The sequence below is a fragment of the Paenibacillus sp. J5 genome (assembly GCF_054955055.1).
On sequence record NZ_JBUEDD010000002.1, the window covers coordinates 297,103 to 310,602 of the forward strand.

Sequence of the window (13,500 nt, forward strand, 5' to 3'; positions counted from 1 at the left end):
AAGTGATTGGAAGCGCTTTAAAACTTGAGGAAGGAGGAGGCTGCGCCTGGAGACCTGGACTGGGCGATAGCAGACAAGCCCATACCACAACAACAGAACTGAAAAATAAAGGGATAAAAGGAGATGCCTATTGTGCTGAAGCTAGTAAAAAAGATGAGCCTTTCATTCTTGGCGCTCAGCCTGATCGGGTCGTCGCTAGCGTTCTCCGCATTTGGAGAGGCTACAGAATCCGAGACGGCAGCAGTGGCCGCAGAGGCTAAGACAGCCTATGTGTATGATTTTGAAGACGGCACCACCCAAGGATGGGCGTCCCGCATTGGCAAGGAGACGGTAGCGGCTAGCGATGCTCTGGCGCATGCGGGGAACTACAGCCTGTATACCGAGGGGAGAACAGAAAACTATAGCGGGCCGTCACTGGACGTTAAAGGCAAGCTGCAGCCGAAGACCCTCTATTCTGTCAGCGCATGGGTGAGACTGGGAGCGGAGCAGCCTGATACCTCGCTCCGTATCAGCTTGCAGCGCACCCTCGCAGAGGAAACCAATTATGATACGATTGCACCTAATACACTCGTAACCGCTGGCTCGTGGGTGAAGCTGTCAGGCAATTATGAGCTGACGAATGAAGCAGATGCGCTATCCCTCTATGTCGAGTCCGATCAAGGGCTTGCTTCCTTCTACGTGGATGATGTCGAGCTGAAGGCCGTCAATGATACAGAAGTTCCATCGCTTGCCGGTACATACAAGGACCTGTTCACGTTCGGCGTAGCGATTGAGGCGTTACAAACTGAAGGCGCTTACGGAGAGCTGGTGAAGAAACATTTCAACTCCATTGTCGCTGAAAACTCGATGAAGCCTGGCTCCTTGTCGCCGTCGGAGGGCAAGTGGAACTGGGAGCCTGCAGATAAGCTCATTGCTTTTGCCAAGAAGAACAATATGGACGTTCGCTTCCACACGCTGGCTTGGCATTCACAGGCGGCTGAATGGATGTTCAAAGATTCGAACAATAATCCCCTGGCGGCGACCCCGGAGAACAAGAAGCTGGTGCTGGAGCGCCTGACTAATTATATTCACGCGGTTGTTGAACGCTACAAGGATGACATTACCGACTGGGATGTCGTCAATGAGGTTATCGACCCTGGGCAGCCAGATGGCATGCGCCGCAGCGAATGGTACCGACTGACCGGAACCGACTTTATCGAGACCGCGTTCCGCGAAACCCGCAAGGCTGCGGGTGATAAGGCTCGGCTGTATATCAATGATTACAACACAGATCAACCTGCCAAGCGAGATCATCTCTACAATCTGGTGAAATCCATGCTGGATAAGGGGGTGCCGATCGATGGAGTCGGACATCAGACGCATGTCAATATCGTCCATCCTTCACTCGACTCGATTCGGGCATCCATTGAGAAATTTGCATCCCTTGGGCTCGATAACCAGATTACCGAGCTGGATGTCAGTGTCTACACGAATGACCGGGATGTTTATGAGACTGTACCGCAAGACATCCTCATCGTTCAGGCTTACCGCTACAAGGAGCTGTTCGAGCTGTTCCGGGAGCTGGGCGACAAGATCAGCAATGTAACCGTATGGGGTACAGATGACAGCAGAACATGGCTGAACACTTACCCTACAGTACGCCCGAACCCTGCTCTGCTCTTTGACAGAGAGCTGCAGCCCAAATATGCTTACTGGGCGCTGATCGATCCTTCCCGCGTGCCTTACCAGGCCAAGGAAGCAGGTGTACGCCAGGGCACAGTGAGCTTGCAGCCAACACCGTCAACGCTATGGAATGGAACCGGCGCCCTCTCCTTGTCTGGCAGCACAGATGAGTACGGAGCAGACGTCAAGCTGCTGTGGGACAATACGAAGCTGTACGTGCATGTGGATGTCTCCGACACGAAGGCCGGAGAAGGTGACCGGATTGACCTGTTTGTCGGCGGCAAGCAATACACGTTCCCAGCCACTGCTGATGAATCGCAAGCGGCCGACTCTGTACGGACTCCGCGCAGCGGCGGCTATACCCTGCAGGCGGCAGTGCCGCATGAGCTTGCCAATCCGGCAATAGGCGGACAGCTAACGTTCGATGTTCGTGTGACGAGCGCAAGCCGCGAGCAGTCGCTCTCCTGGAATAACCCTTACCACAAACAAGAGCAGCAGCCCGATCAGCTTGGCAAGCTCAAGCTCGAGCATGCTGCCAAGCTGACTCAAGTGACGAAAGGTACGCCAGTAATTGATGGTCAGGTTGATGCAATCTGGAATGCTGCGACCTCCGTTACAACAGACACATGGGTAATAGGCAGCTCTGGAGCTACAGCCAAGGTACGTCTCTTATGGGATGAAGGCCATCTGTATGTGCTGGCCGACGTTAAGGACAGCAAGCTCAGCAAAGCAAGTGCAAATGTATGGGAGCAGGACTCCATTGAATTGTTTATCGACCGCAACAATGCGAAGACAACCATCTACCAGCAGGATGATGGACAGTACCGCATTAATTATGACAATCAGCAAAGCTTCGGCGGTAGTGCATCTGCCGCAACGCTGAAATCTGCTACCACCCTGACTTCGGACGGCTACAGGGTCGAAGCGGCAATCGCACTGGACACGCTGCGCGCAGCTCCAGGAACGTATCTCGGATTTGATGCGCAGGTCAATGATGATTCAACCGGGACAGGCGCTCGAAGTGGCGTGGTCAACTGGACGGACCCGACTGGCAATTCGTATCAGAATACTTCAGGCTTCGGCACGCTTCAGCTCGTATCCGCTGAACCGCAACAGCCAGCCCCTTATTATCCGAGCGCTTCCACTGTTAGCGTTCCGTCCTCTCAGCCAGCGCTGCCTGAGCAATCATTGGCTGTAACAGCTAGCCAGCTTGAGGGCTCCGGTTCCGCCGTCATCAAGCTGAAGGAAAATGAGCGCTATGCTGTACTTCCCGCGAATGCTGCGGAGCTGCTGGGCAGCCGCTCTCTCGTCCTGCACCAAGGCGGCTATGAGTGGACCTTCCCGGCAACGGTGCTGGCTCCAGCCGGCAAGGCTGCCGGCGAGCAAGGACGTATCCTGATTCAGCTTGACTGGAAATCGATAGATTCCGCAGCAGTTGGCAACAACGGCTTGATCCCTGCAAGTGGGCAGGTCACAGTCCAACTGATCGCTCTGAACTCCAAAGGAGAGCAGCTTCCACTGACGGAGCTCGCTGATCCTGTGACGGTGGCGCTTCAGACGCAGCAGCTACCTGCAGAGCGTGTCCTGGAGCGGATCGCGCTCTATAGCTGGGATAGCGAGAAACAGACATGGAAGCGGGTACAACCGGCTTCACCCGCTATTACCCCTGCCGCTGCCAAGCTTGCTGCCTTGGGTACCTATGCCTTCTTGGAGTCCAATCCCTCCTTCCCTGATTTGAAGGATCAGCATTGGGCAGCTCCGGCGGCCAAGACGATGGCAGCTTGGGGATTGGTCAACCTCAGCAGCACAGGACAACTGGAGCCGGATGCTCTAGTTACCCGCGGCGAGCTGGCTCTGCTGCTCGCACAAGCTCTGACGCTGCCGGCTGCTCCTGTAGCCTCCTTGCCGTTTGGCGATGTGCCATCCAATGCGAGCCTGCGTGATGCCATCTCAGCCGTCTCTGCATCCGGCCTGATGGTAGGCAGCAATGGACAATTCGGTACCGACTCCCAGTTAACAAGAGAGCAGCTTGCCTCTGTATTGGTGCGTGCCTACAGCTATAAGATGGGGCTTACAGTTAGCTCATCGCCAGCCACAGCATATGCTGAGTCGCTAGATGCCTTGAGCAAGATGTTCACGAAGGATGCGGCATCCATCTCTCCATGGGCAGCGCAAGCCGTCTATGATGCAGTAAGCTATGAGCTGCTGCGCGGTACTGGCGGCGGCGCCTTCCAGCCTGGCGCAGAAGTCACGCGCAAGGAGCTGCTGCAAGCGGTCTATAATCTCCTCCTCGCAGTAAACCGCGTGTAACTCCGTTGGGAGACAAGCTGAACCGTTAGCATAAGGGGCAGCCAGAACCATCAGTTTCCACTGATGCTCTGGCTGCCCTGCTCTTTTTTCCCGCTCCACGCCCACGCTTCGTCTCCGCGCCCTTGCTCCTCATTCTGGAGGAAGATTATCGTTGTCATTTCCCGTCATTATGTTACAATACTTTTTATAATCATTTATTTAGAAAAGGTGAATGTAATGACAGGAAAGCCCCCATATACGGTGTTGCTTTATTATAAGTATGTGCGTATTGAACAAGCCGAGCAATTTGCCCAGGAGCATCTGGCTTACTGCAAGCAGCTTGGTGTCAAGGGTCGCATTCTGATCGCTAGCGAAGGAATTAATGGTACTCTTTCCGGCACGCCGGAGCAAGCCGAGCAATACATGAGTGACATGCGCGCCCATCCCTTGTTTTCCGATATGATCTTCAAGATCGACACGGCCGAGGAGCATGTGTTCAAGAAGCTGTTTGTACGTCACAAAAAGGAGCTCGTCACGCTGCGATACGAGGATGCTGAGCTTGATCCCAATGTCATTGGCGGGCAGCGTCTGACGCCGAAGCAGTTCCACGATTATTTGCAGCGGGACGATGTTATCGTGCTCGATGGCCGCAATGGCTACGAGTATGACATCGGGCATTTCCGCGGCGCCATCCGCCCGGATGTCGACTCCTTCCGTGAATTCCCGGAATGGATTCGCGACCATATGAGCGAGCTGAAGGACAAGCCCGTGCTTACGTATTGCACAGGCGGCATCCGCTGCGAGAAGCTTAGCGGCTTACTGCTGCAAGAGGGCTTCAAGGAGGTCTACCAGCTCGATGGCGGGATTGTGACCTACGGGCAAGACCCTGAGGTACAAGGTCATCTGTTCGATGGCAAATGCTATGTGTTCGATGAACGCATCTCGGTGCCGATCAACCGCACGGATGAGGATATTGTGGTGGGCGTATGCCACCATTGCGGCAAGCCAGAGGATCGCTATATTAACTGCGCCTATGATCCCTGCCATCTGCAGCATATTTGCTGCGAGGAATGCGAGGCCGAGCACAGCGGACATTGCTCGGATGCATGCAAGACCAACCATGCTGCCCAATTGCAGACTTGAAGATAATGAATCGACTGTTGCAGCACTGACCCCATAACTGATCCCATAGTCGACAATGACAACCGCCCACCCGAACTGCCTTTACAGGCTGCTGCGGGTGGGCGGTTGATTTGTCTTTGTCTATTCCCCTCCTCCCCCTCCATTATGAAGTATGATCGATCTGTCCCCAAGCAGAGCAACAAATTTCGCATTGACAATTAGTACGATATACAACTATTATATATACAACTATTTCATTGCGGCTGCTTGCTCATGATTGCATCAAAATTCTATGGCTGGCCAGAATGCCAGCATGGCTCGATTGCAGGCAATATGATCATCAGCTACAGGAAAGGAGCGTCATTTTCATGCTGCGACAGGGAGGCTTTCTCATTTCCAAGATTCATCAGTTGTCCGGGCGAATCTTTGCCCGCAAGTTGAAGGAATATGATATTACAGAGATCAATCCGGCACAGGGCAGGCTATTGTTTGCGCTATGGCAGCAAGACAGAATCCCGATTCAGGAGCTGTCTCGACGCACTGCGCTTGGCAAGTCAACCTTGACCCGTATGCTCGACAATCTGGAGCAAGCTGGTCATTTGATGCGCGAGCATGATCGAGGAGACCGACGCAAGGTGATCATTCGACTCACAGAGGAAAATCGACGAATGAAAGCCTCCTACGAGGAGGTGTCCTCGGAGATGGCACGATTGTATTATGAGGGCTTCGACGATCAAGAGATCGATCAGTTCGAGGCATATCTTGACCGAATCTACCTCAATCTTAGCCGTGCCGAACATACTGATGGGCATGGCGATTCGCAAGAATAGGGTGAGGAGGAATCAAGATGAATCATGAAGCCACGGCCAGCGCGCATGGCTTGCAGGGAGCACGGGAAATTAGGCGCCATGGGCTTGTTCCATTGTCGGAGACACAAGCTATGGCGGGAGCGCTTCAACTTATCGCTGACTCGGAGACAGTCATTGTGGGCTCACTCGATCCGAATGGCTATCCACAGATGAAGGCTATGTTCAAGCGCAGAGCCGAGGGCATCAAGCATGTCTGGTTCAGTACACACGCTTCTTCCAAGCGCACGTTCTGCTTCAAGTACAATGACAAGGCCTCTCTATATGTTGTCGATCCAGGCCGAATGGCCGGGCTGCTGCTGACGGGGCGAATGGAGCTCGTACACGATATGGACATGAAGCAGGCGCTGTGGGTGGATGGCTGGGAGGCATACTACCCGCTGGGTGTCACTGACCCGGAGTATACCTTATTGCGGTTTACAGCATTCTCTGGGAACTACTATCAGGGATTGCAAAACGTCAATTTTACACTGTAGGAGGATGAACCGAATGATCATGCAACACTGGCCTTTATGGGATAAGCTGGATGCTTTTGACGGAGCAGAGCAGGAATATAGAACAGGAGAGTGGCGAGGTAAGCGGGCTTTATATCTGAATATGGACGGAAAACCGATCATGCACCAGCAGGAGCTCCCGTGTGACCGCTTCCGCATCAAAGCTGAGGTGGCCATTCCTGAGCAAGTCGGCTTCATCGGTCTCGTTTTCGGAGGGATGGATAAGGATAATTATGAATTAATCTATCTTGCACCGGAGGAAATTCAGTATGATCCGATCATGAACGGCTCCATGACCTGGCAGATTTATAACGGATCAGCCTATCAGCATCCACTGTCGCTTCCATCTGGGGAATGGGTGGAACTTGCGGTGGAGGTACACGGTCGAACAGCCGCTGTCTATCTGAATGACGAATCTGAGCCGAGGCTTGTCATCCATAACCTGCAGCACGGAGGAGCGGGACGACGTGTAGGTGTATGGAGCTACCTCCCCGCCTATGTCCGCAATCTGTCTGTACACGAGCTGCCTGTCTCATCCACTGCTTCAGATGCTTCTGAGGCGAGCCATACTGCGTCTTCATTAGCATCAGGCGCAATAGACGCCAACAACGCTAGCTTCATTGCCAATTGGCAAGTGTCCTGTCCCTTTCCTGCTGGCACTGAACCTATGGATACGCAGCTTGAATGGCATTCGGCAGTTATCGAGGAGAACGGAACATTAAATCTGAACCGTCTGTTTCGGGCGACGCCTGGCAGTGCCATACGGGTAGCTGCCGAACTGGTAGTGGATAGCTCGGGAGAGTATAGTGCAAGCTTTGGTTATAGCGACCATCTACGTCTATGGATCAACGGCGAGGAGGTATATACTGGAAAATGGCTATGGGCTCCCCCAGTCAGCGACGGACGCATACGTCCTGATCATGCTGCTGTTGTCCTGCAGCTTCAAGAGGGCCGACACGAGATCCGTGCAGAGATTACAAACTACGAGTCCTTTGGCTGGGGTTTGTCGATGCAGACAACACGACGGCTGTAGCTTGGCGGCTGAGTCGCGGTTGGCATGCCTCCAGTGGACGCTATGAATTAATCACCGAAGGCATGCCAGATAGCAGAAGCCAGCCGCCTAAAGATCGCAGAGCGCCGCTCCCTTTTGCTAGGCAGGCATGACTAGCATACAGGCTCAGCGCGCCGCCAGCTCGACATATTGTACAAGCCGGGCATAGCTCATCATCATCTTCTCTTCTTCCCCGCCGCCTAGCACAACCTGGCGCGCCTCATGTCCAAGCTGGGCAAGCAGCTCCGACATGAGGCCAAGCTGCAGCCGTGCCGCCTGCTCAGCGAGTTGTTCCAACGGATTCAGATCGTCCAGCTTGAGCTGATACATGCCACGCAATAGCCACTCCTCTGCCCAGGCCGAAGTCTGCTGCATCAGCCATGTGATGGGCTCCATGCTATCGTCCCCTTGTAGCTGTAGATTATAATTTTCCATAAGACTCCTCACATATCCAATTTAAGATTCAACACCTTGCGCCCCTGCAGCAGGCTAATCGGCCTCATGCCTTTATTCCGTTCCATCTGAACAAAAGCATACACCGGCTGCTCCACCTTGAACCCGAATCCGCGCTCCATTCTTTGAATCGCTTGCTTCCACTCCGTCGCATAGGGCAGCTTCATCTCCACACGGCTGCCATCCTCCCTGCAAGCCGCGATGACGAGCGATTCACTCGGCTTGTCATAGACAGGCTTCTCTAGCTGGTTAAGCTTCAACAGCTTGAACTGCGGGCGCGGCTCAGTGAACAGGGTATAATCCGGCTCGAACCCGGTTGTTTCTTCGTGGCAGACGCTGAGGCAGCCAGCCAGATCAGCTACTTCCACTTTTGTTCGGGGTAGCACACTCAACCTCGCGCCCTCTCCAGAGGAGATGCGCCCCTCCTCATTTACCTTCACCTGCTCAAATTGCAATTCAGAGGCGGCAAAATGCCTTATTGCAAGCTCGGGCAGCCATGGAGAGGCAGCCGCATATTGCGTATGATATGTAAATGTCTGATCCTCATAGTATACAGGGCGGACATCACTATAGGTATAGATCCGTCTATCCAACGAACAGTATAAATAGTACGTGATGCCACGGTATCCCGACAGTGTCTCCCACGGCTCCGCGCCCAGGCTATACAGTTTCAGCTTAGGAACGGTGTAATATTTGGAGCGGAACTGCCCTGCCAGCTCAGCAAGGCGAACTGCCGGCAGTTGCTGCTGCAACAGCTCCAGACGCAGCAGCAGACGTGTGATGCGTCCAAGCAGCGCGGCTAACGAGAAGCGGACATGCCGTTCCCAGAATAGCTGCAGCTCGCCGTGGATAGCGCGGAGGCTGCGTTCCACCTCAGGGAGATTGCCACTATGCGCCGCAACAGCCATCGTCTCCAACCGGGCGGCAAAGGAACGTGGAAGCCTTGCCAGACCACTGCGCAGCATATCCAGCAGCAGCAGGCGGCATTCCGTGACGGCGCTCCGGGAATAGCGAATGGCGCTAGCCTCCTCCGCGAGCGCCGCCTGGTCATCCAGCCCCACAGCAGCCCGGTAGCGCAGCAGCGCCTCCAGCCGGAGCAGCTCCCCCTCCCTCTGCTTCACGCTGCATAACGCCTTGGAGGGGTCTGGCTCGGCCGTGAACGACACCTCAGCAGCATGATCGGTCAGATGCACCGTCAACAACGTATCATGCTTCACTTCAATCTCCATCGGATAGCGCAGCCGGAACCATACTTCCTCGATAACCGTGGCTGTAAAGGGTCGCAGCAGCAGACCCAGCTCGGTGGTGAGCAGCCACGCGAAACGTCTCTCCGTGTTATGAGCAGCAGGAGCGGCATGAGGCGGACGAGTCTCAGCCACGCGATACCCCTCCGCAGGCTCCCGCAGCGCCTGGGCAGTCTGTTCGGTATTGGCCAGCACAGCGTCCGCAGCGTCCGCCGCCTCTGGCTCCGCTATCGCAATACAGTGCCGCTGGTAATACAAGATTGCAATCAGTACATGCTTGCATAGCGTATCCGCCGGGCAAGAGCACTTCCAATGCTCAGGCGAGAGGCTAAGACTGCAGGTTGTTCCTTCGCTCAATATACAGGAAACAGCCTGCTCTCCATGCTCGTACATAACCGTGATCCCCTGCTCCAGCTCCTTGCAGGCACGCTTGTACAGCCCCTTGTTCCCGTAGCGGATCAAGTAGTCCTCTGTACACATCACAATGAACTGCTGAAATTGCTGCCGGAATGTGTCGTCTGGCATCCTCGTGCCGCCCCCTTCTTGATCTGGTCGCACTGCGTCCCAGTCCCTGTTCACAGCTAACTGATTGGGCAGAACTACTCCCTTCCTTAGCGTCCCGCCGCGCGCATAATATCATAGACAGTCTCACTGAATACTCGGCCAGGAATTCGATTGAAGGCGATAGCTTGGCTTGGATCATAGTAATGGTATTTATTATGACGATTCGGGTAGAAGTGCACAGATTCCAGTGTAATATCCTCAATTCCTTCATAATAGCTAATGCTCGTCCCGCTAATCCTCAGCTCTGCAATCAGCTCACCATAATCCTTGTACAGCTCATAATAAGTCCCTGCATCCTGAGCCATACCTTTGTACCAGCCATACTTCTCCAGCGCCTTAGGAAATGCTGTCGGGGAGAAGTCCTCCCCGGGCAGTTGCTTGTACTCCTTCGCCTCCTGCTCCTCCTCTCCCACCAGGTATATCATGCGGTTCAACTGCTCGAACGGCTGCTTGATCTCATAATCCTCCAACTGCGATTTCCATGCCTCCAGCGTCTGCTTGTCCAGCTCCAGCGGATGTACAAGACCAATCATTACCCCATCCGCCAGCTCGTACTCATCCTCATCTACCGTGTTAAATGAGCCATCCTCCATATAACGGAACGTATCTGTCGGCTTGCCGCCTTCATAGACGCCCCAGATCAGACCGACCGCAAATTGCTGCATAATCATATTGCGCACGAACAGCTCCGTCCATTCTTCAGAGCTCCACAGCCGTTGCTTGGACAGCGACTCCTCCAGCCGCTGCGCCTGCAGGGCGGCCATCGCCTTCAAATCCTTCTTCAATTGTGTCAGTCTTGACTTCGATTGGGCAGCCAGCTCGGCATCATCCTTCGCCCCGGGTGCCGGCAGACTCTTCATCGTCTTACCGGTCTCCTCGTTCACGATGACAACCTGCAGATCACGACTCACCTTGACCTGAAAGGAACGCTCCCCATAGCTCAGCGTCTGCACGCCACGGCTATCGAAGCCAAGCGAGGTGATCAGTCGATCCTCCAACTGCTCTGTCGTCAACCCTTGCGCTTCCGCAGCCTGCAGCAGCGCTTCCTCGGCTGCGCCTTTGACCTGCTTGTTCTTGACTGTGCGCTTGATCTTGTCGATAGCCAGGAGCGCTGCCGGCTCCTGCAGATAGGCTAGCGCCCTGACCGCCTCGGCTGCGATTGCCCCACGGCTGTTGTCCGCCCAGTATTTAATCTGCGCGCCCAGCAGATCAGACAAGCTGCGATCACCGAACAATGCGCCGATATAGAGCACCCACTTCTCCTTTGCCGGAGCATCGTGGCTGAGCCAGAGCTGTACCAGCTCCACGGCAAAGCGGGCTAGCGAATTACTGCTCGCATACTGCCTGAGCTCCAGCAACTGCTCATTCGGTGCTGTCGTATGCTCCATAGCTTGCGTCAGCACATATTTCTTGATACGAGGGTCAAGCGCCTCACCGTTGACATCCAGCAGGTCTGGCAGATCATCAAGAGACAGCCACCCTATGCGCGCCAGCTTCTTGCCATCCGTCACGTCTGCTATAGCCGCATGTGCCTGTGCAGGGCTGCTGTCAGCGGTGTCCAGTAGCGTCTGGATCATCGCCCTGAACTCCTCCGACTTCTCGGTGGACAGAAGCTCGGTATACAAGCTCTTGCTGTCCGGCAGCTTGCGGATGACATGGAGCACCAGCTCCCTTACCCCGGCCTTTTTCTCCCTCCGATAAAGCTCAACATATAGCCGCGGATGATGACTCGCTGCCGCGCCCAGCTCGGCTGCTGCCAGTTGCTTCGCTTTCTTGGAGCTGTCAGCCAAGCCCTGGCGCACGATCTCCACCAGCAGGTCGGTCGCTATCTCCTCCCTTGCTTGAAACACCGTCTCCAGCAAGAGTAAGCGCGAGTCGACGGACAGCTCCTTATAGCAGCTAATTGCTTCGGACACATACCCTTTCACAAGGCCGCGGAATTCCTCATCCGACATCGGGCCGCTCGTGTATCCCTGCTGTCCATGTAGCCGGAACAGCATGCCAAGCAAGCGGTCACGATCAACCTCCGGGTCATCGCCATATCGCTCCAGCATGCGCGTTGCGCTAAACTGATCGCCCTTGTATAACAAAGCAAAGGCCTGGGCAGCCAGCTCCTGCAGCTTAGGCAAGATGATGGCCAGCCTGCGATACGGTTCCGAGTCGATAGAGAGGAAGGACGTCGCGATGAACAGGAAGGGACGCTTCCGATCCTGATGCCGTTCATAGAACAGATGCTTGTTATTGTTATCTTGCAGATATTCTTCGGCTGTCATCTCCCCTTGCAGATAACGCGCCCAGAACAAGCCATACTTGGCTCCATGACGCTTATCCCTTAGCAGCTCATAGACCAGCTCCTCCACCGTCGGCGTACCCTCGGGCATTTCGATCTGCATATCGTCAAGCTCCTTGCGAAGGTACATTCGCAAGAACGGATGGCTCACCAGCTCGTATGCTCGCATCGACTGCTCCGGCTCAGAAGCAATCGCTGCCCGCAGTACCCCCCAGGAAACATAATAGCTGTTTAATTCTTGCAGAAGCCGTTCGATCAGACCAAATGGTTCATCCAGCGGCACCACGCCCGTCAGAGCCTTGTCATTCCCGGTGGCCGAGCGTTCCAGCGTTAACAGGTACGCCCTCACCTCCAGGGGATAGACCTCATGCAGGGTACGTACTGCACGCAATAATAGCGAGCCGATAACACCAGGCTCCTGAAGCAGCCGCGACGAGCCGCCCGCCATATTCATGACAAAGAACAACGCGCTGTGAATCGTCAGCATCGCTTCATTAAACTGGTCGCGAGTTGGCTGCTCACACTCCCCTTGCTTCCCGGACATATAATCCGCAATCGCCCTCTCCCTGCGAGATTGCAGAATGCTCGCATTCAGATCGAGCGCAGAGATATTATCCTTATGCGGCAAGTTGTAGCGCAGCATCGGCTCAATCAGCCTGCGGAGCTCCTGCTCCAGACGGGCTGCATCCTGCTCCAGCAAGGCTCTCAGCAGCTCCGGCAATGATTTGCTTTCCTGTTTCGCCACATCCTCATCCAGTTCACGGAGCAGCGCGAGATGGAGCAGCAGACTATATACTTCCCCTACTCCGCCGAGGTTTTTCGTTCCGAATCCACAGCTTCGCAAGGTCGAACGAATCTCCAATACGACAGGCTCTATACCTGCATAGCGGATCAGCTTGCGCAGACGCAGCAGGATGGCCTCAAGCCGTTGACTGCCAAGCTTGCTGTCACCGCTCAGACCCAGAGGCTCCGCTTCCTTGCCCAGTACAATCGGGAACGCGCGCAGGTTCCAGTAGTATCGGTTGCTTTCCGTGCCTGTCCGCAGCACGATCGCAGCAGCCCGAAATAAAATGTCGCTGTCATCCTTTTTCGAGAGCTTTTCGAGAGCCCCCATTGTGCGATAGGAATAATAATTGGATTGCTCCAGCAGGTCGGGAAAGTCCTCCGTCTTGCCTGCAACATAATCCGCAATCTGCCGCGAACGATCCTCTGTGACGGAATATTCTGCAGCGCAGGCCTCCGCGAACCGCTCAACCAGCATTTCCAGGGTACGGTCTTCCATTAACATTATGCTTCCTCCTCAAAGTACGAATCATGGCATCTCATATGTCGGCTGCACCTGGCAGCACGGGTCAGCACCCAGGCGCACGTCTCCCTCGACCCGGATGAATACGAATCGGCTGCCATCTGGCAGCGGGTGTATTCAAACTCCGCGGACGGTTTACACACACGCCCTAGGGTTGAA

The 13,500-nt window shown here is 54.7% G+C and carries 8 protein-coding genes; 5 read left to right on the forward strand and 3 right to left on the reverse strand.

Going from position 1 to position 13,500, the window contains the following annotated elements:
- Positions 1-132 precede the first annotated feature (132 nt).
- The 5 genes from ACY1JZ_RS03875 to ACY1JZ_RS03895 all read left to right on the forward strand — a co-directional run bounded on the left by ACY1JZ_RS03875 (position 133) and on the right by ACY1JZ_RS03895 (position 7,466).
- Positions 133-3,972 carry an endo-1,4-beta-xylanase gene (locus ACY1JZ_RS03875; RefSeq protein WP_462628148.1) on the forward strand — a complete coding sequence of 1,280 codons (3,840 nt, stop codon included), beginning with the start codon at positions 133-135 and terminating at the stop codon, positions 3,970-3,972.
- Between the two features lie 216 nt (positions 3,973-4,188).
- On the forward strand, positions 4,189-5,094 hold the full coding sequence (trhO, locus tag ACY1JZ_RS03880) for an oxygen-dependent tRNA uridine(34) hydroxylase TrhO (protein WP_462628149.1): 906 nt from the start codon (positions 4,189-4,191) through the stop codon (positions 5,092-5,094).
- 347 nt (positions 5,095-5,441) lie between these two features.
- Positions 5,442-5,903, forward strand: coding sequence for a MarR family winged helix-turn-helix transcriptional regulator (locus ACY1JZ_RS03885; RefSeq protein WP_270170941.1), 462 nt, complete (start codon positions 5,442-5,444; stop codon positions 5,901-5,903).
- Between the two features lie 17 nt (positions 5,904-5,920).
- Positions 5,921-6,415, forward strand: a complete 495-nt coding sequence (locus tag ACY1JZ_RS03890) for a pyridoxamine 5'-phosphate oxidase family protein (protein ID WP_462628150.1) — start codon at positions 5,921-5,923, stop codon at positions 6,413-6,415.
- 13 nt (positions 6,416-6,428) lie between these two features.
- On the forward strand, positions 6,429-7,466 hold the full coding sequence (locus tag ACY1JZ_RS03895) for a hypothetical protein (protein ID WP_462628151.1): 1,038 nt from the start codon (positions 6,429-6,431) through the stop codon (positions 7,464-7,466).
- Positions 7,467-7,610: 144 nt separating this feature from the next.
- Here the strand turns inward: ACY1JZ_RS03895 and ACY1JZ_RS03900 are convergent, their stop codons facing one another.
- From ACY1JZ_RS03900 to ACY1JZ_RS03910, 3 genes are all read right to left on the reverse strand, one after another.
- Positions 7,611-7,880: a hypothetical protein gene (locus tag ACY1JZ_RS03900; protein ID WP_462628152.1), complete on the reverse strand. Its 270-nt coding sequence runs from the start codon at positions 7,878-7,880 to the stop codon at positions 7,611-7,613.
- A gap of 47 nt (positions 7,881-7,927) precedes the next feature.
- A complete protein-coding gene (locus tag ACY1JZ_RS03905; protein ID WP_462628153.1) occupies positions 7,928-9,706 on the reverse strand; it encodes a hypothetical protein in 1,779 nt (592 codons plus the stop codon).
- Positions 9,707-9,792: 86 nt separating this feature from the next.
- Positions 9,793-13,323: a DUF4132 domain-containing protein gene (locus tag ACY1JZ_RS03910; RefSeq protein ID WP_462628154.1), complete on the reverse strand. Its 3,531-nt coding sequence runs from the start codon at positions 13,321-13,323 to the stop codon at positions 9,793-9,795.
- Between the last annotated feature and the right edge of the window lie 177 nt (positions 13,324-13,500).

Coding starts and splice junctions, on each gene's coding strand:
- trhO (WP_462628149.1), top strand. CDS start 4,189: ATGACAGGAAAGCCCCCATATACGGTGTTGCTTTATTATAAGTATGTG.
- ACY1JZ_RS03885 (WP_270170941.1), top strand. CDS start 5,442: ATGCTGCGACAGGGAGGCTTTCTCATTTCCAAGATTCATCAGTTGTCC.
- ACY1JZ_RS03890 (WP_462628150.1), top strand. CDS start 5,921: ATGAATCATGAAGCCACGGCCAGCGCGCATGGCTTGCAGGGAGCACGG.
- ACY1JZ_RS03895 (WP_462628151.1), top strand. CDS start 6,429: ATGATCATGCAACACTGGCCTTTATGGGATAAGCTGGATGCTTTTGAC.
- ACY1JZ_RS03900 (WP_462628152.1), bottom strand. CDS start 7,880: ATGGAGCCCATCACATGGCTGATGCAGCAGACTTCGGCCTGGGCAGAG.
- ACY1JZ_RS03905 (WP_462628153.1), bottom strand. CDS start 9,706: ATGCCAGACGACACATTCCGGCAGCAATTTCAGCAGTTCATTGTGATG.
- ACY1JZ_RS03910 (WP_462628154.1), bottom strand. CDS start 13,323: ATGTTAATGGAAGACCGTACCCTGGAAATGCTGGTTGAGCGGTTCGCG.